Source organism: Magnetospirillum gryphiswaldense MSR-1 v2 (assembly GCF_000513295.1).
GTDB lineage: Bacteria > Pseudomonadota > Alphaproteobacteria > Rhodospirillales > Magnetospirillaceae > Magnetospirillum > Magnetospirillum gryphiswaldense.
In genome coordinates this window covers 2,292,887-2,313,339 of sequence record NC_023065.1, presented here as the reverse complement: position 1 = coordinate 2,313,339, position 20,453 = coordinate 2,292,887, and the positions used below count along the sequence as shown (strand labels likewise).

The window sequence follows — 20,453 nt, the reverse complement described above, 5'->3', positions numbered from 1 at the left end:
GGCCAGCTTAGGCTGGCCTTCATGAACCATGCAACAGCGCTATTCGGCGGCGGCGGGTGTGGGGGCGTCGGGCGCCTTTTCCACCGGAGCCGGGCGCGAGGGCAGGGTCGAGATGACCGAGCTGACCAGGGCCGCCAGGAACGGCATGGATTGCACCACCAGCACCACCGCCCACAGCCGGATTTCCGGGTCTTGGGCATTGGGGCCGGGGATCAGCACCGCCACCGCCGCCGCCCAATGGGCCAGCATCAGGGTGGTTTCCTCGGCGGTCATCTTCACCGCGTCCTTCAGGCCGACCTTTTCCGCCATCTTGGGCGTGCGCATGAACGGCGTGTGCTTGGTGAAGATACCCTGCCACATGGCCCAGGCGATGGCATAGGTCAGGCCCATGCCGGCCACCGCCGACAGCAGACGCTGTTTCCAGCCGCATTTCACCCGAGTGGTGTAGAGGAAGATGTGGTGGATGATCTTGGCGATGAACACGCCGACCGTGGGCAGGATGAAGAAGGCCAAGGGCGTGTCGAAATAACGCGGCGCCAGCACCATGCCCGCCGTCCAGAACAGGCTGGTCAGGCAGAACATCAGATAGAAGCCGTCGGCAAACCACGGCAGCCAGCCCGAGACGAAGTGGTATTTCTGTCCCGCCGTCAGGCCGGTTTCCTTGAACGGAATCAGGCTCTTCCAATGGGCCTTCAAGATCTGCACGGCGCCGTAAGCCCAGCGGAAACGCTGCTTCTTGTAGGCCATGAAGCTGTCGGGCACGAGGCCGTGGCCCATGCGTTCCTGGATATAAACCGATTCGTAGCCCAGCTTCATCATCCTGAGGCCCAGCTCAGCGTCCTCGACGATGCACCATTCGGCCCATTTGCCGGCGTCGTCCATGGCCTTCTTGCGCACCAGGGTCATGGTGCCGTGCTGGATGATGGCGTTGGCTTCGTTCCTGAACACCATGCCGATATCGAAGAAACCGGCATATTCCCAGTTGATCATTTCCTTGAACAGGTCGCGTTCCCAGTCGCGGTGATCTTGCGGCGCCTGCACGTGGCCGACCTTGGGATCCTCGAAATAGGGCACCAGCGACGACAGCCAGTCGCGGCGGACCTGATAATCGGAATCGACGACACCGATGATCTCGGCTTCCGGGTCGGTGACCGACAGGCCGAAATTAAGGGCACCGGCCTTGGCTCCGGGCCAGGGTGCCAGATGATAGAACTTCACCTTGTCGGGGAACTGGGCGCAATAGGCCTCGACCGGCTTCCACACCTCTTCCTTCTTCGTGTTGTTGTCCAACACGATGACTTCAAAGTTGGGGTAGTCGAGCGCCAACAGACTGTCGAGGGTCAGCTTGACCATCTCGGGCGGCTCGTTATAGCAAGGCAGATGCAGCGACACCTTGGGATAGCGCTTGATGACGTCGCGCGGATGCGGTTTGAAGCCGCGCTTGAGCCGCCCTGACCATGTCAGCTCGGTCACTTCGATGCCGTTGATCAGCACCACCACCAGCAACAGCAATTGCGCCGGCAGCAGGACGAAGATCATCAACTCGGTGGCCGGAGCCAGATCGCGCACCACCGGCGTCGACATGGTCCAGATCACCAAGGTGGCGGCGAACTGCACCAGCATGCCGAAGAACACCTTGCCGGCGAGGCGCAAATCCTTCCAGCGCATCAGGAACCACACCACCGGCAAGAAGGCGATCAAGGTGGCGGCGGCGGCCTGGAACGGCCATTCCTGGAACTCGATGACCGGGCCGATCCAGTCGAATTTGGGCGTGCGTTCGACGCTGAAGATGCCCCAATGCTTTTCCGACGCGGTCCCGTCCAGGTTCACTTTCCACGGCTGGTCGAAGGCCTCGACCACGTTGTAATCAAGCCCTTCCTCATTGGCCCAGTTGAGGAAGCGGCGCAGGAACAGGGCCTGGTTGACCAGACTGGGCTCGGCCCGACCATAGGACCGGCCCGCCGACGGCCAGCCCACTTCGCCGATGAACAAGGGCTTGTCGGGATAGGCGGCCTTGACCTCGTGTACCATGCGCTGGGTGAAGGGCAGGGCTTCGTCGATATTGACCCGCTCCCAGAACGGCAGGGTGTGGATGGTGATGTAATCCACTTCCTGGGCCAGTTCAGGGTGTTCCAGCCAGATCGACCACGCTTCCGCCGTGCTGATCTTGACGCGGGCCGGCACTTCGGCGCGGACGCGGCGGATATAGCGGATCATCTGCTCCGGCGTCAGGCGGTGCAGGGTCAGGTTTTCGTTGCCGACAATGATGCGTTCGACGTTGGGATTGTCGCGCGCGATGCGGATGATGTTGGCGATCTCGCGCTCGTTGCGGCCCAGACGTTCGTCCAGCCAAGCGCCGGGCAGCGCCTTCAGGCCGTGCTTGCCGGCCAGTTCGGGCACCTGGTCCAACCCTTCCAAGGTGGAATAGGTGCGGACCATCTGCACCGTGCCCGACAGCATGGCCAAGTCTTCGTCCATCTCCTCGCGGGTGGCGAGTAGGGTGTCTTCCATATGCGGCATCAGCCGGGCGATGGTCGGATCGTCGTCGGCGCGCGACGGCGAGAATGATACCGACTGGATGGTGCCGGACCACGGCAGCCCGGTCTTGGGCTGGTTGAGCGCGGACCAAAAGCCCAGATTGGCGAGCATGATGACGAGAAGGACCAGAAAGCCGGAAAAACGCATGGAATCTGCAATCCGCCAAGGAGGAATATATCACCCGGACAGTATTCCCTATGGAATCGGCTGTCCAGAGACCACGATGGCAGCACGGGCATGCGGCAAAATTGGGGCGGGGTGATTAGACTTCCCCCCACGGGCTGGGCGCGCTAAACAACACGGTTCAAGCTGAACCATCAATGGATGCTCGATGACCGCTCTTCCCTCCATCGCCGCCCGTATCGCCCAGGAACTGGGGGTGCGCGAAGCCCAGGTGACCGCCACCATCGCCCTGCTGGACGAAGGCGCCACCGTTCCCTTCGTCGCCCGTTACCGCAAGGAAGTCACCGGCGGCCTGGATGATACCCAGTTGCGCACCTTGGACGAGCGGCTGATCTATTTGCGTGAGTTGGAAGACCGCCGCGCCGCCATCATCAAATCCATCGACGAACAGGGCAAGCTGACACCTGAACTGGCTGCGCAGATCGTCACCGCCGACAGCAAGGCGCGGCTGGAAGACCTGTACCTGCCCTATAAGCAAAAGCGCCGGACCAAGGCCCAGATCGCCCGCGAGAACGGGCTGGAGCCGCTGGCCGATGCCCTGCTGGGCGATCCCAATCTGTCACCCGAGGCGGAAGCCGCCAAGTTCGTCACCGAAGCCGTGGCCGATGTCAAAGCCGCGCTGGACGGCGCCCGCCAGATCCTGATGGAACGCATGGCCGAGGACGCCGATCTGCTGGCCGCCCTGCGCGACCTGCTGTGGGACAAGGGCGTGGTGTTTTCCACCCTGGCCGAGGGCATGGCGGAAAAGGGCGCCAAGTTCAGCGACTATTTCGATTACCGCGAAGCGATCAAGGCCATCCCGTCCCATCGCGCCTTGGCCCTGTTGCGGGGGCGCAACGAAAACGTTTTGAACCTGAAACTGTTGCCCGGCGACGAAGCCGCCACCCCGGAAGGCCAGGTTTTCAAAGGCCCGGGCGAGTGCGAGTTGAAGATCGCGCGCGCCTTCAACGTCGCCGACCGGGGCCGCGCCGCCGATTCCTGGCTGGTGGAAACCGTGCGTTGGGCCTGGCGGGTGAAGATTCATCTGCATTTGGAGTTGGAGCTGACCGGGCGCCTGCGTGAAGCGGCGGAAGAGGAAGCCATCAGCGTCTTCGCCCGCAATCTGCGCGCGCTTCTGTTGCAGGCCCCCGCCGGCCTGCGCCCGACCCTGGGGCTTGATCCCGGCATCCGTACCGGCGTCAAGGTGGCGGTGGTCGACCAGACCGGCAAGGTGGTGGACACCAACACCGTCTATCCGTTCCCGCCCAAGCAGGACGTCATGGGCTCGCTGCTGACGCTGGCGGCTTTGTGTCGCAAGCATAAGGTGGAGTTGGTGGCCATCGGCAACGGCACCGCCAGCCGCGAGACCGAGCGGCTGGTGGTCGAGCTGATGAAGCGTCACCCGGAACTGAATTTGCAAAAACTGGTGGTGTCGGAAGCCGGCGCCTCGGTCTATTCGGCATCGGAACTGGCGGCCAAGGAATTCCCCGGCCTCGACGTCAGCTTGCGCGGTGCCGTCTCCATCGCCCGGCGCTTGCAAGACCCGCTGGCCGAACTGGTCAAGATCGACCCCAAATCCATCGGCGTCGGCCAGTACCAGCACGACGTCAACCAGTCCCGCCTGGGCCGGCAATTGGATGCGGTGGTGGAAGATTGCGTCAACGCCGTCGGCGTCGAGGTCAATACCGCCTCGGCCCCGCTGTTGGCCCGTGTCGCCGGCCTCAGCCCCGCCGTCGCCGCCAATATCGTCGCCTTCCGCGATGCCAACGGTCCGTTCGACAGCCGCTCCGGCCTGAAGCAGGTGGACCGGCTGGGGCCGAAGGCGTTCGAGCAGGCCGCCGGCTTCCTGCGCGTGGCCAACGGCAACAACCCGCTGGATGCCTCGGCCGTCCACCCGGAAGCCTATGATGTGGTCAAGCGCATGGCCACCGCCACCGGCCGCAATCTGGCGGCGATGATCGGCGACGTCACCTTCCTGCGCGGGCTGAAGGCGGCTCAGTTCACCGATGACCGCTTCGGCGAGCCCACGATCAAGGACATCCTCAAGGAACTGGAAAAGCCGGGCCGCGATCCCCGCCCCGAATTCAAGACCGCCTCGTTCAAGGACGGGGTGGAAACCATGCAGGATTTGCAGCCGGGCATGATCCTGGAAGGGGTGGTCACCAACGTCACCAATTTCGGCGCCTTCGTCGATATCGGCGTGCATCAGGACGGGCTGGTCCACGTGTCGGCCCTGGCCGACCGCTTTGTCAAGGACCCGCACGAGGTGGTCAAGCCCGGCGACGTGGTCAGCGTCAAGGTGTTGGAAGTGGATTTGAAGCGCAAGCGCATCGCGCTGACCATGCGCAAGAACGACGCCCCAGCCCAGGCGCGACCGCAGGAACAGCAGCGCGATGCCCGTCCGGCGCCCAAGGCGCGGATGGAAGCGAAGCCCGCCGGCAATGGCGGTGGCGGTCTGGGCGGCGGTGCCTTTGCCGAGGCCTTCGCCCGTGCCAAGAAAAAGGGGTAAGCCCATGCGGCCGTTGGCGATCCTGGCCCTGATGCTGTGTGCCGCCGCTCCGGCACGGGCGGCAGGCCCTGCCGGGGCCAGTGATCCGTCCATCGTTATTGGCTTCGTCGCCACCCGCTCGGGCGGTGGGGCGGTGGCCGGGCTGGACGGCGTCGACGGCTTTACCCTGGCCTTGCGGCAATTGGGTGGACGCTTCAGCAATCAGGAAGTGCGGGTGGTGGCGGTGGACGACAAGGGTTCGCCCGATATCGCCCGCAAGCAGGCGGCGCGCCTGATCCAAAGCGAACGGTTGGACATGATCGTCACCGCCGTGTCCATGCCGTCGCTGGCGGCCATGCAGCCGGTGCTGGCGCAATCAAGGCTGTTCGTGCTGAACCTGGAGATGCCGCCGCCGGCGGTGGCCGGGGCCGAGTGCAATGCCAACATGTTCACCTTGGCGCCGCCCTTGGATGCCGCCCATGTGCTGCTGGGCCAGCATCTCAACGCCGATGGAATCCGCAAGCTGGTCGTTGTTGCCCCCGAAGCCGGTATGGCCGATCTGGCGGTGACGGCGCTGAAATCCAGCTTTCCCTTTGACGTCACGGTTCTGCACGCCAAACGTGGCGCCGCCACCTTTGATCGGGAATTGCGGCGTATCGGCGAAATCAGGCCGGATGCGGTCTATTCCCTGTTGGCGGGCGGCATGGGGGGGGCGTTCATCCGTGCCTACGATGCCGCCGGTGGCAAAGAGATGGCGCCACTTTATGTCTCCTCCGACGCGGTGGCCCGGCCCTTGTTGCCGGCCATGGGCGACGCGGCGCTGGATGTGCGCGCCGTCGCCAATTGGACGCCCGATCTGGACAGTCCCGGCAATAAGCGTCTGGTTGGCGATTTCGACGGTGAATTCGGCAGGCCGGCATCGGAGCGGGCGGCGCGGGGCTTTGACGCTGCCTTGTTGTTGGACGCGGCAGTCAAGGCCAATAACGGCAAGACCCATGATTCCGAGGCCATGCGGGCGGCTCTTCGGCGGGCCGAATTCCCCTCGGTGCGCGGATTGTTTCACTTCAACCACAATCATCAGCCGATCATGCCCTATCACCTGATCAAGGTGGGGCGCGACGCCAAGGGGCGGTTGACGCATGAAACCATGGCCACCTTGTCGCGGGAATGGCGTGATCCGCATACGGCGTCCTGCGGATTGCACTGGCCGGAAGAATACGTGACACCGGTCCCCAAGCCGACCAAAAAGAATTAGGGCGCGAACCGCTGGGGTTCGCGCCCTTTTCTTTACTTAGCCACGCTTGCTGTGGCCGTGGCCGCCGGGGCCGGCAGCATGACGGCGCTGGCCGCCGTTGCCGCCGCCGGGGGCGCCACCGCCACCCGGACGACCCGCGGACGGGCCCTTGGGGCGGTTGCCGCCGACGAACGGACGGGCACCGCCGCCGCCACGCTTGGGCGGGTTGCCCTTGCCGCTGGCGAACAGACGGGCCACCGGCTCGGCATGGTATTCGTGTTCGATATCCACCGGCACCGGCTGCTGGATGATCTTTTCGATCTGGCGTAAGTAAGCCACTTCCTCGGCGTCGCAGAACGACACGGCGATGCCTTCGGCACCGGCGCGCGCGGTGCGGCCGATACGGTGGACATAGCTTTCCGGCTCGTTCGGCAGCTCGAAATTGATGACGTGGGTGACGTTGTCGATGTCGATGCCGCGGGCGGCGATGTCGGTGGCGACCAGAGCCTGCACTTCACCCGAGCGGAAGGCGTCCAGCGCCCGCTGGCGGGCATTCTGGCTCTTGTTGCCGTGGATGGCGTCGGCGGTGACCCCGTCCTTCATCAGCTGCTCGGCGACGCGGTTGGCGCCGTGCTTGGTGCGGGTGAAGACGATGGCACGCCCCACGCCCTTGCCGCGCAGCAGGTCCAACAGCAGGTTGCGCTTGTTCTCGCGGGTGACGAACAGCACCTTCTGTTCGATACGTTCAGCCGTCGACGACACCGGGGTGACCTCGACGCGCACCGGGTCGCGCAGCAGGAAGCTGGCCAGATCAGCCACCGCCTTGGGCATGGTGGCCGAGAACAGCAGGGTCTGACGACCGGTGGGCAGCAGGGCGGCGATCTTGCGCACCGGCTGGATGAAGCCCATGTCGAGCATGCGGTCGGCTTCGTCCAAGACCAGGGTCTGGATGCCCGACAGGTTGACGAAGCCTTGGTCCATCAGGTCGAGCAGGCGACCGGGAGTGGCGACCAGCACGTCGACGCCGCCATTGAGGGCGCGGACCTGCGGGCCCTGGCCGACACCGCCGAACACGCAGGCGCGGCGGAAACGGATGTTGCGGCCATAGGTGGCGAAACCGTCATTGATCTGCACGGCCAGTTCGCGGGTCGGCGTCAAAATCAGGTTGCGCACGGTCCGGGGCGCAGCGCGACGCTTGTCGCTGGCGATGCGGTGCAGGATGGGCAGGGCGAAGGCGGCGGTCTTGCCGGTGCCGGTCTGGGCGATGCCCAGCATGTCGTGGCCGGCCAGCAGATGCGGGATGGCCTGTTCCTGAATCGGGGTCGGCGTGGTGTAACCCTCGGCGTCGAGGGCAAAGGTCAATTCTTCGGCCAGGCCGAGGTCTTTGAACGAAGTCATAAGGCTCTTTCACAATGGATCGCGCGCCACCGGTCGATCCGGCGGCGGGATTTTTGGCGCCCGAAGGGTGCGCGACCAGCGGGAGGGGGGCCTATTTTTGCGGAAATGGCGCCCGGAAACATGTCCGGCGCCAGCGCACAGGCGCAAAAAAGGCTGACTGCTTATAACAGGATCAGTCGCTGCATTGCAACACATGCTTTGGCGATGGTTGGGTCACCGCCAATCCGGGTCGATGACGGCACGGCCCTTGCGTTCTTCCAGCAGTTTCTGCACATGGCCCAGATTGCGCGCGGCCACCTGGGCCGGGCCTTTCGAGCCATGGGCCTTGAACACCGCGTGCGCGTCCTCGAAGGCCTTGGCCGCCTCGTCCAGATGGGCGACGCCGCCGCCGTGGCGATCCATCAGGAACAGGGCCGAACCCAGGGTGTTGAGCGTCGAGGCCCAGGCCAGCGGGGTGCGGTCGCGGGTGCGCACTTCAAGCACCAGATGGCAGGCGTCGATGGCCCGTTGCAGAACCTCGGGGTTCTTCAGTTGCTCGCCATAGACTTCCAGCACCTGGGCAATGGAATTCATGATGTCGGCCCAGCGGGTCGGTGCCTCGGCCCGGCTATGAACCTGAAGCGCCGCCTGCAGGCAACCCAGGGCCTCGCGCAGCAAGTCGCTGTCGCCGGTCAGCAGGTCAAGACGGTGCAGCGCCACCCCCAGCCGGGTCTGGGCCGCCGCCCATTCCTGCGGCAAGGTGGCTCGGGGCAGGTTTTCCGCGGCTATGCGCCAATGCTTGACCGCCAGTTGCAGATAGGTCAGCGCCTTGTCCTTGATGCGTTCGGCCCGTGCGGTCAGCGAAGCGGCCAGATATTTGTGCAACAGGCCGTTTTCCCAAGCCGGGTCGTTGCGGCCCTGGCGCTTTTCCGCCGCCAGATAGGCGTTGAGCGCTTTTTCAAACCATTCATCCGCCTGTGACGGCGGTACCGCCAGGGCGGTGGCGGTACAGACATGGGCATGGGTCAGCAGGATGCTGCGCTGCTGGCCCATGGACAAGGACACCGGCGGCTTGACCGCCAGGGCTTCCAGCGGCTGGGTTGCCGGCGGCAGCAGGCGGCGGATGGCGGCGCGCTGCATTTCGTTGGCCGGGTCGGCGGCGGCCAGGGTGGCGGCATAGAGCATATGGATTTGCGGCTCGCCCAGATTGAGCGGCAGTTCCAGGCGAAATTGCGGGCCGAACACCGCTGGCTTTTCCTCGTCCGGCAGGTTGCTGCCGGCGAAGCGCAGCACATAACCGTCCTTGGAGACGTCGCCCCACACCAGCAAATCGGCATTCTCGTCGACCAGGACATGGCGGGTATTGATCAGAAGGGCGCTGACTTGGGCCGGGTCTTGGGCATTTTCCAGCAGGAACGGGCGCGGCAGCGGCTTGACCTTGAGCGTCTGGCGCAAATCCAGCGCCTTATAGATCTGCTGCGAGGCGGCGCCATCGGGATTGTCGCCGTTCATGGCGGCGACGATGATGGTGAACACGGCAGGCTCGGCCCGTGGCGTCGGAACCGGGTCGGGGTTTTCCTTGGCCGGAACCTTGGGGTGCAGCATCTTGGCCACCGCGTCGAGCAGGCGGGCCAGACCGCCGCTGCCGCCGGGGATGTCCTCGGACGCGGGCGGTTCGGGCTGGGCTTGCGGCTGTGGTTCGATGCGCGCCGGCAGGTTGCGCGTGGGCGCACCGGCCCCAGGCCGGGTCAGCGGCTTGGTGAACTTGGTCCGGGGATCCTCGGGCGTGCTCATCGGGGCGGGTTCAGGCTATCACAGTCCAATTCGTCAGACTGCCCGTTTGTGGTTACCAAGCGGTGAAGATGCGGGCTTAACTGATCAGTTCCAGCCATTGCTGTTCACTGAGCACGGTCAGGCCCAGCTTTTCCGCCTCGGCCAGTTTCGAGCCGGCGCCGGGGCCGGCGACGACGTAATCGGTCTTCTTCGACACGCTGCCCACCACCTTGGCCCCCAGCATCTCGGCCCTGGCCTTGGCCTCGGCCCGGGTCATGGCCACCAATTCGCCGGTGAACACCACCGACTTGCCCGAAACCGGGGAATTGCCGGCTTCGATCTTCTGGGCGTCGTTGATGGTCAGTTGCGCGGCCAGATCGTCGAGCGCGGCCACATTATGATCCTCGGCGAAAAAGGCCAGGATGTCGTTGGCCACCGCCGGGCCGATATCTTCAATGGAAATCAGGTCGTGATAGCTGTCGTTCTCGCGCGGTACCGCCGCCAGCATGGATTCGCGCCAGACGGCAAAGCTGCCGTAATGCCGGGCCAGCCGCTTGGCCGTGGCCTCGCCCACCTGACGGATGCCCAACGCATAGATCAGCCGTTCCAGCGCGATGGTGCGCCGGGCGGTGATGGCGGCAAACAGCTTGGTGACTTTCTTCTCGCCCCAGCCCTTGTAGTTTTGCAGCCGCTGCAGCCGCCCGGCATTGGCGGCTTCCAGGCGGAAGATGTCGGCCGGCTTGTTGATCCATTCGCCTTCACACAAAAAGTCGATGTTCTCGTCGCCCAATCCCTCGATGTCGAAGGCGTTGCGGGAAACGAAATGGCGCAGCCGTTCCTTCACCTGGGCCTTGCACGCCAAGCCGCCGGAACAGCGGCGGATGACCTCGTCGCCGGTTCTGACTGCATGGCTGCCGCAGACCGGGCAGGTGTCGGGGAAGATGAATTCAGCGGCGCCGCGCGGCTTGTCCATGACCACGCCGACCACTTGCGGGATGACGTCGCCGGCGCGCTGGATGATGACGGTGTCACCCTCGCGCACGCCCTTGCGGATGATCTCGTCTTCGTTGTGCAAGGAGGCGCGGCTGACCACCACACCGCCCACATTGACCGGGGTGAGATGCGCCACCGGGGTCAAGGCCCCGGTGCGGCCCACCTGGATTTCGATGCGCTCCAGCAGAGTGGTGGCCTGTTCCGCCGGGAATTTGTGGGCGATGGCCCAGCGGGGCGAGCGGCTGACGAAACCCAGGCGTTGCTGCCAGTCGAAGCGGTCGACCTTATAGACCACACCGTCGATGTCGTAATCGAGGTCCGCGCGGGCCGTGCCGATGGCGGCGTAGCGGGCCAGCAAGTCCTCGGCCCCGTGGCAGGTCTGGATGCGGTCGTTGACGGGAAAACCCCAGGCGCGCAGGCGGTCGAGAAAGGCGGAATGGCTGTCGCCCACCTCGCCGATCACCTCGCCCTGGGCATAGGCGAACAGCGACAAGGGCCGCGACGCAGTGATGGTTGGGTCCAATTGACGCAAGCTGCCGGCGGCGGCGTTGCGGGGATTGGCGAAGGGCTTGTCGCCCGCCGCTTCCTGGCGCTGGTTCAGCGCCAAAAAGTCGGCCTTGGTCATATAGATTTCGCCGCGCACCTCGATGAGGGCGGGGGCGTCGTTGAAGCGTTCGGGGATTTTGCCGCTATCGATCAGGGTGCGGATATTGGCGGTGACGTCCTCGCCCTCGCTGCCGTCGCCACGGGTGGCGGCACGGACGAAGTGGCCGTTCTCATAGCGCAGGCTGATGGACAGGCCGTCGATCTTGGGTTCGGCGACAAAGGCGATGGGCAGGTCGGGGGGCAGGGCGAGAAAGCGGCGGATGCGGCCCTCGAACTCGCGCACATCGTCTTCGGAAAAAGCGTTGTCCAAGGACAGCATGGGCACGCCGTGGCGGACCTTGCCGAAACCGTCGGCGGCCGGGGCGCCGATCTTGGCGGTGGGGCTGCCCGCCGCCAGTTCGGGAAAGCGCGCCTCGATGGCCAGCAGGCGCAGCTTGGCCGCGTCATAGGTGGCGTCGTCCACCTCGGGGGCATCGGCCTGGTGATAGGCCAGATCCCAACGGATCAGCTTTTCCCGCAGGGCGCTGGCCTCGATGCGGGCTTCAAACGGGGTCAAGGCGTCGATTTCTATGGTCATGGGCCAGGGTTATAGCGCCGTCAGACCGCATTCATCAACCCGGGTTCATTGGTGCCGGCTTGCTTGATATGTTCGGTGAAGTATTTGATACGCTTGGCCGCATCGACAGCCGGCTGGCCGAAATAATAGCCCTGGGCATAATCGATGCCGACGGAACACAGATTGGCCAAGGTGGCGGCGTCTTCCACGCACTCGCCGACGGTGACGATGCCCAGATCGTGGCACAGGCCGGTCATCGCCTTCAGCACCGATCGGCCCTTGGGGTCGGCGGCATCGAGGATGAAGTCGCGGTCGAACTTGGCGAAATCCACCGGCAGGTTGCGCAGCAATTCAAACGCCGCCCCGCCCGAGCCGAAATCGTCGAGCGAGATACGGGCGCCCAGCTTGCGGATACGGGCCAGCAGGCGCTTGGCTTCGTGCAGATTGTAAATCTGCGCCGCATCGGTGATTTCCAGCACCAAGCGACCCAGCACCGGGCGGTTCTCCTCCAGCATTTTCAGCAAGGCCTGGTAGAAGCCGGGATTACCCAGCGAATGGCCGGAAATGTTGATGGAAAGATGGGCCAAGGTGGAAACCGTGCCGGTCTCCTTCATCAGTTTCAAAGCCTTGGCCACGGTGATCAGGTCGAACTCGCCGATCAGGCCGACATCGGTGGCGAAGGGGATGATCTGCGGCGGCGAGAACATGGTGCCGTTATAGGTGATGCGGCTGAAGGCTTCGTATTTCAACACGGCGCCGGTGCGGACGTTGACGATGGGCTGGAACAGGAAGACCAGCTTGTCGTCGCCCTTGATCATCTTGCGGAAATTGCGCACCCGGGTCAGGGTGTCGCTGACCGCCAGTTGTGCGCCTTCGGCCAGCGATTTCAGGCTGAAGGCGGTGCTGTCCTTGACGAAATTGTTGATGATATAGCCAAGCGCCTTGGCGATATCGTCGTCGGACAGGGTGGAATCCTCCATCTCCAAGGTGGCCGAGCGCATCTTGACGGTGGCGCCCTTGTTCTTGTCGATGAAGCGGTCGGCGACCATGGTGACGCGCTTGTGGATTTCCGCCGCCGGCATCTTGTCGTCATGCACCAGCCCGAACGAGGTGGAACTGAGCGAGCCCGACGAGGCGCCGCGGAGCGAGCATTCCTCGATGGTGTTGTGCATGGTCGACAGAAAGCTTTGCGCCACCTTGGGATCGAGCGCCCGCAGATTGCTGCCCGACAGGTCGAACAGGGTCATGGTGTAGTCGGTGCCGATGCGATTGGCTTCGTTCAGGCGACCGCGCACCATGTCGATGAACTGGCTTTTGTGGTCGATCTCGCCCGAGATGCGTTCGACCTCGACCGAGGCCATGGGCGGAACACGCGACAGCACCAGATGGAAGGTGTTGGGCAGATGCGGCAGGCGGATGCCGGCCAGCCGCATGCGGGTGACCGCACCGCCCGATCCCATCAGGGTGAACGGCGTGTGGTCCAGGCGCGAGGTATTCTTCAGGCGCAAGATGCAATCGTCGAAACGCTTGCGGTCGCGGGGGAAGATGAATTCCGACAGCGACCGGCCCATCATGTCGTTGTCGGACAGGCCGTACATGGCCTCGCCGGCACCGGTGGAAAAACCGATGATGCCATCACTGTCTATTTCCAGCAGCAAATCTGCGCCGGCAAACGCGAAGGCGATGAAGCGGTCACGCTGTGCCTTCAGTTTGTCGACGAGCGACGAATCGACGCCCATCTCACCCCTCCCAACCCCAGATTAGGTAGTCCCACCCCACCTAATGCTGAAATTTAAAGGAATCTTAACGTGTGCGCAAGGAGTGCGCATCAGGGGCGCACCCGATTCGTCATATTTTGTCTAAAATTCAGGCGGCGCGGATGCGATCCATGAAATCGGTGAATTCGCGCCGTAATTGATCCGCCTGGGCCGACAAATCCTCGACCGCACCCAACACCTGCGAGGCGGCGTGGTCGGTCTCGGTGGCGGCTTCGGCCACGCGGTCGACATTGTCGACCACCGCCGCGCTGCCGGCGGCGGCTTCCTGCAGATTGCCGGCGATGCGGCGGGTGGCGGCATCTTGCTGGGTCATGGCGGCGCTGACCGCCAGACTGATTTCCTCGACCTGATGGACGATTTCGCCCACCTGATGCAGCGAGCGCACCGAGTCCTGGGTGGCTTGCTGGATGGCGCCGATCTGGCGGATGATCTCGTCGGTGGCCTTGGCGGTCTGGGTGGCCAGCATCTTCACTTCGTTGGCGACGACGGCAAAGCCCTTGCCGGCCTCGCCGGCACGGGCTGCCTCGATGGTGGCGTTCAAGGCCAACAGGTTGGTCTGGCCGGCGATGGCGCTGATCATCTTGACGATGTCGCCGATCTGATCGGCGGCGGTGACCAGTCCCTGGACCTGGGAATCGGTGTTACCGACCACCCGCACCGCTTCTTCGGTGATCTGGCTGGTCTGGCCGGTGCGTTCGCGGATGGCGGAAATGGACGACGACAATTCCTCGCCCGCCTGGGCGGCTTCCTGCACGCCCCGGGTCGAGGCCTCGGTGGCGGCGGCGGCGGTGGTCACCTGTTCCGAGGTCTGGCGCGAAATGCGCATCATGCTCTCGGCGGTGCCGCGCAAGGTGGTGGCGGCGCGGCTCAGGCGTTCCAGGATGTTGATGACCTGCTGGTCCAAGCCGGCGACCAGGGATTCGACGATCTCCTGGCGCCGCGCCCGCTCGGCGGCGGTGCGTTCCTGGTCGGCCTGCAATTGGGCATTGGCCTGACCATTTTCACGAAATACCACCACGGCGCGGGCCATGTGGCCGATTTCGTCGGCATTGTCGGTGTGGGGCACCGACGTGTGCCACAGCCCGCGGGCCAGCGAGGCCATGGCCTCGGTCAGGCTGCGGGCGGGTTGGGAAATGCCGTGGCCCAGGCGCCAGGCGACGATGCCGCCGATGATCAGGCACAGGACACCGATGCCCATGGTCCAGCGGGTCAGGTGGTTGACCTCGGCCAGGATGCTGGATTCGGGGACCGACACCAGGAACGACCATGTTTGGTCGGCGGCGGAGAAATGAATGGGAACGATGTGCAGATAATGGCTGACCCCGCCCACCTGGGCCATGCCGCTGAACGGCTTGCCGGCGATCAGGGCGGCGCGGGCGTCTTCCGGCAGGTCGGTGGCGGCCTGCGACGTCTTGGTTTGATCGGGATGGGCGATGTAATGGCCCTGGGGGGACAGGATGGCGGCCAGGCCGTCGCCATAGGGTTTGATGCTGGTGACCAGTTCCGACAGCCGGTCCAGCGTCAGGTCGATGCCGGCGACGCCGATGACCTTGCCGTCCTTGAGGATGGGGAAGGCGGCGGTGGTCATGGTCTTGTTGGTATATTTGTCCAAATAGGGCTCGACCACCGCTTCCTTCTTGGCTTGGGCGGCGACGCGGTAATAATCCTCCTTGGCGATGGCCTCGAAGGTCTCGCCCTCGCTCATATTGGGCTCGACGCCCTTTTCGCCTTTCACCCACAACAGGCTGACCCGACCGGTCACCGGCAGGCCCAGGCGTTCGCCGGTGCCGGTATCGACGTATTGCGCATCCATGCCGTCGAAGGCGTTGTCGGCCATGTCGATCCAGGCGGCGGAATAAAGCGGATTGTGGCTGACCACTTGGGCCAGATAACGGTTCAGCGCCCGGCGATCCAGGTTTTGCGCCAGCTGCTGGGCACGGACCAGGGCAGCGCTGCCGCGCGCGCTTTCCATGGCGGCGGTGACGTTGGCGGCGATGGAGGCGCCGTGACGGTTGGCGATTTCGCTGGTCAGGGCGATGGCGCCGTCATAGGCGGTCTTGCGGCTGAGCCACAGGGTCGAGGCGATGATGGCGGCGGCACTGAAGACCAGGATACCCAGCGTGCTGGCGATGATCTTGCCCTTCAGGCTTTGCGTGACCTTGACCACCCCGGTCCTCCCCTAAATGTATGATTGTGTCTAACGCTAAAGTGTTAGACGGGGTTTTGCCACCATACGAAGGCTAGGGATACATATTTTGTTGATTCTAAAATCGCCCCGCAATCTTCTGCATTTGCTGAACTATCGCCGACCAAGTCCGCTCAGGCTTGTTGGTTCGATTCCACAAAGTGCGGGTAAGTCATTGCTCTTCGTCGCTTTAGCCTTTTAAATCCAGGGGCGGCAAACATAAGCCGTGCAAAAACGGGAGGAGATTACTCATGCGCAACCTCGTGAAATGGGGTGTTGCGGCTGTTGCCGCGTTTGGATTTGCCGCCACCGCCCAGGCCGCCGATCCGGTGAAGATCGGTGCGTTCCTGTCGGTGACCGGCCCGGCGTCGTTTCTGGGCGAGCCGGAAAAGAAGACCCTGGAAATGTATGTGGACCGGCTGAACAAGCAAGGCGGCGTCCAGGGTCGCAAGATCGAACTGACCGTCTATGACGACGGCGGCGCCCCGGACAAGGCGGCGACCTTCGCCAAGCGTCTGATCCAAAGCGACAATGTCGACATCCTGATCGGCGGCACCACCACCGGCACCTCCATGGCGGCGATCAAGATCGCCGACCCGGCCGGGGTTCCGTTCATTTCCTTGGCCGGCGGCATCGACATCGTCGATCCGGTGAAGAAATGGGTGTTCAAGACCCCGCACACCGACCGCATGGCGGCTGAGAAGGTGTTCTCGGACATGAAGAAGCGCGGCCTGACCAAGGTGGCGCTGATTTCGGAAAATGCCGGCTTCGGCAAGTCGGGCCATGACCAGTCGCTGCTGGTCGCCCCCCAATACGGCATCGAGATCGTCGCCGACGAGGTCTATTCGCCCAAGGACCCCGACGTCACCGCCCAGCTGACCAAGATCAAGAACACCGCCGGTGTCCAGGCCATCTTCAATTTCGGCTTCGGCCAGGGCCCGGCCATCGTCACCAAGAACTACAAGCAATTGGGCATCACCCAGCCGCTGTACCAGTCCCATGGTGTCGCCTCCAAGGACTTCATCCGTCTGGCCGGCGATGCCTCGGAAGGCGTGCGTCTGCCCGCCGCCGGTCTGGTCATCGCCGAGCAGTTGGCCGCCACCGACCCGCAAAAGCCGGTGGTCACCGCCTTCAAGAAGGATTACGAGGCGGCGTTCAAGTCGGAAGTCTCGACCTTCGCCGGTCATGCCTATGACGGTTTGCAGATCGCCTTGGCGGCGATTCAGCGCGCCGGCACCAGCGACAAGGCCAAGGTCCGCGACGAGATCGAGAAGACCTCGGGCTATGTGGGTACCGGCGGCATCGTTTCCATGTCGGCCACCGACCACATGGGTCTGAACCTGTCGGCCTTCCACATGGTGGAAATCGTCAAAGGCGACTGGAAGATGGTCGATTAAAGGTTGAATGACGGCGCCCGCCGGCGCGGGCGCCGTTTTTTGCCTTCTTGTTCAAGGGATGTTTCATGGCGGAACTGCTGCAATATCTGTTTGCCGGACTGACCTCGGGGGCCATCTATGCCTTGGCCGGCTTGGGTTTCGCCATCATCTACAACGCCAGTCACGTGATCAATTTCGCCCAGGGCGAATTCATCATGATCGGCGGCATGGCCACCGCCACCCTGACCGCCGCCGGCGTGCCGCTGCCGGCGGCCATTCTGGCGGCCATGGCCCTGACCATGCTGGTGGGCGTGGCCTTGGAAAAATTCGCCATCGAGCCGGCACGCAATGCCGACGTGGTCACCATCATCATCATCACCATCGGCGCCTCGATCTTTCTGCGCGGTGCCGCCCAGGTGGTGTGGGACAAGGAATTCCACGCTCTCGCCCCGTTTTCCGGTGAAACCCCCATCCGCATCCTGGGCGCCACCCTGATGCCGCAAAGCCTGTGGGTCTTCGGCGTGTCCATGGCCGCCATCGCCGCCCTGTGGTGGTTCTTCAACCACACGCTTTTCGGCAAGGCCATGCTGGCCACCTCGTTCAACCGGCTGGCGGCGCAGTTGATGGGCATCGGCGTGAAAAAGGTGCTGCTGGTCAGTTTCGCCCTGTCGGCGCTGCTAGGCGCGGTGGGCGGCATCGTCGTCACCCCCATCGCCTTCACCAATTACGAAGCCGGCATCATGTTGGGACTGAAGGGGTTTTCGGCGGCGGTGCTGGGTGGTTTGGGCAACGGCATGGGGGCGGTGGTCGGCGGTCTGATCGTCGGCATCGCCGAGGCCTTGGGCGCCGGTTATGTGTCGTCGGCCTATAAGGACGCCATCGCCTTCGTCATCATCTTGTTCGTGCTGTTCTTCATGCCCAACGGGCTGTTCGGCAAGAAGGGCGTCGATCGGGTATGAGCATGACCAAGTCTTCCCTGCTGACCGCCCGTGTCGGCGGCATGGCGCTGCTGTCGGCGGTTCTGGCCCTGGCCCCCCTGGGTTTCGCCAACGCCTATTATTACGACGTGGCGGTGGGGGCGCTGTTCAACGCCATCATCTGTGTCGGCCTTAATCTTTTGATCGGTTATGGCGGTCAGATCAGTCTGGGCCACGGCGCCTTTTTCGCCCTGGGGGCCTATGGCAGCGCCATTGCCACCAGCCGGTGGGGGGTGCCGCCTTTGGCCGCCATGGTTGCCTCGGCCACCCTGGTCGGGCTGATGGCCTTTGTCATCGCCCGCCCCATCCTGCGTTTGAAAGGCCATTACCTGGCCATGGCCACCTTGGGTATCGGCATGATTATCTACATCGTCCTGAAGACCGAGGCCCAGTGGACCGGCGGCCCCGACGGCATGGGCGTCGATCCGCTGGCGGTGGCCGGGCTGGCGCTGAGTACCGACCGGCAATGGTACTGGCTGAGTGCCGCTTTGCTGCTGCTGGCGGTGTGGCTGTCGCTCAATCTGGTGCAGTCGCCGGTGGGCCGGGCGCTGCGCGCCGGTCACGGGGCCGAGATCGGCGCCCAGGTGGTCGGCGTCGATACCAGTCATTATAAGGTGCTGATGTTCGTGGTCTCGGCGGTGTTCGCGTCCGTCGTCGGTTCGCTGTTTGCCCACAAGAACGGTTTCATCACCCCGGACATCGCCAGTTTCCACCGCTCCATCGAATTGGTGACCATGGTGGTGCTGGGCGGCATGGCCTCCATCTTCGGCTCGGTCCTCGGCGCCTTCATCCTGACCGTGCTGCCGCAGATGCTGACCGCCTTCGACGATTACGAGGCGATGATCTTCGGCGCCATCATGATGGGCACCATGATCTTCCTGCCCAAGGGCTTGCTGCCCAGCCTGATCCTGCTGATCAGGAAGCGCATGGGGGGACGGTCATGAGCCTGCTGGCGGTGGACGGCCTGTCCAAGGAATTCGGCGGTGTGCATGCGGTGCAGGATCTGTCCTTCTCCGTCGAGGCCGGCACCATCCATTCCATCATCGGCCCCAACGGCGCCGGCAAGACCACATTGTTCAACCTGATCACCGGCATCTATACCCCGAGCGCCGGGCGCATCACGCTGGACGGCACCGACATCGCCGGCAAAAGTCCCAGCCAATTGGCTCGCCTGGGCATGAGCCGGACCTTCCAGAACCTGCAAATCTTCTTCAACATGAGTGCGGCGGAAAACGTCATGGTCGGCGCCCATCTGCATGTGGATCGCCGCTTTTGGCCGTCCCTGTTGCGGCTGCCGTCCATGGTTCGCGGCGATCGCGCCTGTCGTCAGGAATGTCTGCGCCTGCTCGACTTCGTCGGTCTTGCTCACTATGCCGAGGCCGAGGCTTCGGCCATGCCCTATGGCGCCTTGAAGCGGCTGGAGATCGCCCGCGCTCTGGCGGCACGGCCGAAGCTTCTGCTGCTGGACGAACCGGCGGCGGGGCTGAACGCGACCGAAAGCCGCGAGATCGACGAGGTGATCAAGAAGGTGGCCGGCCAAGGCATCACCGTGGTGCTGGTGGAACACGACATGAAGATGGTGATGGGCATTTCCGACCATATCCTGGCGCTGGATTACGGTCGCAAACTGGCCGAGGGCACGCCCGCCCAGGTGCGCGCCAATGCCGACGTCATCGCCGCCTATCTGGGAGCCCATGCCTGATGCTGTTGGAAATCTGCGGCCTGACCAGCCATTACGGGCGCATCCAGGCGTTGGACGATATCTCGGTGACGGTGGAGCAAGGTGAACTGGTCGCCCTGGTCGGCGCCAACGGCGCCGGCAAGACCACTTTGTTGCGTTGCCTGTCCGGGGTGCAGCCGATCAGCGGCGGCTCCATCCGCTTCGACGGTGCCGACATCACCCGGGCCTCGCCGGAAAAGCGGGTGGCCTTGGGCATCGCCCAGGTGCCGGAAGGGCGCCAGGTGTTCGGCCCCATGAGCGTCGAGGACAATCTGCGCCTGGGCGCCTATCTGCGTCAGGGTCGGCAGGTGGCCGACGATCTCGAGCGCATGTACACGCTGTTCCCGGTTTTGTTCAAGAAACGGGAATTGCCCGCCGGCACGCTGTCGGGCGGGCAACAGCAGATGCTGGCCATCGCCCGCGCCCTGATGAGCCGCCCGCGCCTGCTGCTGCTGGACGAGCCCAGCATGGGGTTGGCGCCCTTGCTGGTGGCGGAAATTTTCGACGTGGTGCAGAGCTTGCGCGGCGACGGTGTCACCATTTTCCTGGTCGAGCAAAACGCCCATGCCGCGCTGACCCTGGCCGATCGCGGCTATGTGCTGGAAACCGGATCGGTGGTGATGACCGATCAGGGCCACGCCCTGTTGGCCGATGAACGGATCAAACAAGCTTATCTCGGTCTGTAATCGG

General features: G+C 64.0%; 13 protein-coding genes. 7 read left to right on the top strand and 6 right to left on the bottom strand.

Translation table 11 applies throughout. The features are described from left to right. Positions 1-39 precede the first annotated feature (39 nt). Positions 40-2,685: a glycosyltransferase gene (locus tag MGMSRV2_RS10860; protein WP_024080408.1), complete on the bottom strand. Its 2,646-nt coding sequence runs from the start codon at positions 2,683-2,685 to the stop codon at positions 40-42. A gap of 184 nt (positions 2,686-2,869) precedes the next feature. On the opposite strand from MGMSRV2_RS10860, the gene MGMSRV2_RS10855 reads away from it, so the two are divergent. Next, on the top strand, positions 2,870-5,209 hold the full coding sequence (locus tag MGMSRV2_RS10855; protein WP_024080407.1) for a Tex family protein: 2,340 nt from the start codon (positions 2,870-2,872) through the stop codon (positions 5,207-5,209). Between the two features lie 4 nt (positions 5,210-5,213). Further along, positions 5,214-6,443, top strand: coding sequence for an ABC transporter substrate-binding protein (locus tag MGMSRV2_RS10850; protein ID WP_024080406.1), 1,230 nt, complete (start codon positions 5,214-5,216; stop codon positions 6,441-6,443). A gap of 36 nt (positions 6,444-6,479) precedes the next feature. On the opposite strand, the gene MGMSRV2_RS10845 is transcribed toward MGMSRV2_RS10850, so the two are convergent. From MGMSRV2_RS10845 to MGMSRV2_RS10825, 5 genes are all read right to left on the bottom strand, one after another. Next, the gene (locus MGMSRV2_RS10845; RefSeq protein WP_024080405.1) at positions 6,480-7,820 is read right to left on the bottom strand and encodes a DEAD/DEAH box helicase; all 1,341 of its coding nucleotides are present in this window, start codon (positions 7,818-7,820) and stop codon (positions 6,480-6,482) included. A 213-nt stretch (positions 7,821-8,033) separates the two neighbouring features. Further along, entirely contained in the window at positions 8,034-9,593 is a 1,560-nt protein-coding gene (locus MGMSRV2_RS10840; protein ID WP_024080404.1) for a tetratricopeptide repeat protein, read from the bottom strand. Between the two features lie 76 nt (positions 9,594-9,669). Then, positions 9,670-11,748, bottom strand: a complete 2,079-nt coding sequence (gene ligA, locus MGMSRV2_RS10835) for an NAD-dependent DNA ligase LigA (protein WP_024080403.1) — start codon at positions 11,746-11,748, stop codon at positions 9,670-9,672. A gap of 20 nt (positions 11,749-11,768) precedes the next feature. After that, a complete protein-coding gene (locus tag MGMSRV2_RS10830) occupies positions 11,769-13,466 on the bottom strand; it encodes a sensor domain-containing phosphodiesterase (RefSeq protein WP_024080402.1) in 1,698 nt (565 codons plus the stop codon). A 127-nt stretch (positions 13,467-13,593) separates the two neighbouring features. Next, positions 13,594-15,672, bottom strand: coding sequence for a methyl-accepting chemotaxis protein (locus MGMSRV2_RS10825; protein ID WP_024080401.1), 2,079 nt, complete (start codon positions 15,670-15,672; stop codon positions 13,594-13,596). A 269-nt stretch (positions 15,673-15,941) separates the two neighbouring features. Between MGMSRV2_RS10825 and MGMSRV2_RS10820 the strand changes: the two genes are divergently transcribed. The 5 genes from MGMSRV2_RS10820 to MGMSRV2_RS10800 all read left to right on the top strand — a co-directional run bounded on the left by MGMSRV2_RS10820 (position 15,942) and on the right by MGMSRV2_RS10800 (position 20,449). Beyond that, positions 15,942-17,087 (top strand): ABC transporter substrate-binding protein, encoded by a 1,146-nt coding sequence (locus tag MGMSRV2_RS10820; RefSeq protein WP_024080400.1) that lies wholly within the window; start codon positions 15,942-15,944, stop codon positions 17,085-17,087. Positions 17,088-17,152: 65 nt separating this feature from the next. After that, complete coding sequence (locus MGMSRV2_RS10815) at positions 17,153-18,025, top strand: branched-chain amino acid ABC transporter permease (protein WP_024080399.1); 873 nt, start codon at positions 17,153-17,155, stop codon at positions 18,023-18,025. Between the two features lie 2 nt (positions 18,026-18,027). Next, complete coding sequence (locus tag MGMSRV2_RS10810) at positions 18,028-18,987, top strand: branched-chain amino acid ABC transporter permease (RefSeq protein WP_041634380.1); 960 nt, start codon at positions 18,028-18,030, stop codon at positions 18,985-18,987. After that, positions 18,984-19,745, top strand: coding sequence for an ABC transporter ATP-binding protein (locus MGMSRV2_RS10805; RefSeq protein ID WP_024080397.1), 762 nt, complete (start codon positions 18,984-18,986; stop codon positions 19,743-19,745). The genes MGMSRV2_RS10810 and MGMSRV2_RS10805 overlap by 4 nt, the downstream gene beginning before the upstream one ends. Then, a complete protein-coding gene (locus MGMSRV2_RS10800) occupies positions 19,745-20,449 on the top strand; it encodes an ABC transporter ATP-binding protein (protein WP_024080396.1) in 705 nt (234 codons plus the stop codon). The genes MGMSRV2_RS10805 and MGMSRV2_RS10800 overlap by 1 nt, the downstream gene beginning before the upstream one ends. The last annotated feature ends 4 nt before the right edge of the window (positions 20,450-20,453 follow it).

Coding starts and splice junctions, on each gene's coding strand:
- MGMSRV2_RS10815 (WP_024080399.1), top strand. CDS start 17,153: ATGGCGGAACTGCTGCAATATCTGTTTGCCGGACTGACCTCGGGGGCC.
- ligA (WP_024080403.1), bottom strand. CDS start 11,748: ATGACCATAGAAATCGACGCCTTGACCCCGTTTGAAGCCCGCATCGAG.
- MGMSRV2_RS10845 (WP_024080405.1), bottom strand. CDS start 7,820: ATGACTTCGTTCAAAGACCTCGGCCTGGCCGAAGAATTGACCTTTGCC.
- MGMSRV2_RS10860 (WP_024080408.1), bottom strand. CDS start 2,685: ATGCGTTTTTCCGGCTTTCTGGTCCTTCTCGTCATCATGCTCGCCAAT.
- MGMSRV2_RS10830 (WP_024080402.1), bottom strand. CDS start 13,466: ATGGGCGTCGATTCGTCGCTCGTCGACAAACTGAAGGCACAGCGTGAC.
- MGMSRV2_RS10820 (WP_024080400.1), top strand. CDS start 15,942: ATGCGCAACCTCGTGAAATGGGGTGTTGCGGCTGTTGCCGCGTTTGGA.
- MGMSRV2_RS10840 (WP_024080404.1), bottom strand. CDS start 9,593: ATGAGCACGCCCGAGGATCCCCGGACCAAGTTCACCAAGCCGCTGACC.
- MGMSRV2_RS10800 (WP_024080396.1), top strand. CDS start 19,745: ATGCTGTTGGAAATCTGCGGCCTGACCAGCCATTACGGGCGCATCCAG.
- MGMSRV2_RS10810 (WP_041634380.1), top strand. CDS start 18,028: ATGACCAAGTCTTCCCTGCTGACCGCCCGTGTCGGCGGCATGGCGCTG.
- MGMSRV2_RS10805 (WP_024080397.1), top strand. CDS start 18,984: ATGAGCCTGCTGGCGGTGGACGGCCTGTCCAAGGAATTCGGCGGTGTG.
- MGMSRV2_RS10855 (WP_024080407.1), top strand. CDS start 2,870: ATGACCGCTCTTCCCTCCATCGCCGCCCGTATCGCCCAGGAACTGGGG.
- MGMSRV2_RS10850 (WP_024080406.1), top strand. CDS start 5,214: ATGCGGCCGTTGGCGATCCTGGCCCTGATGCTGTGTGCCGCCGCTCCG.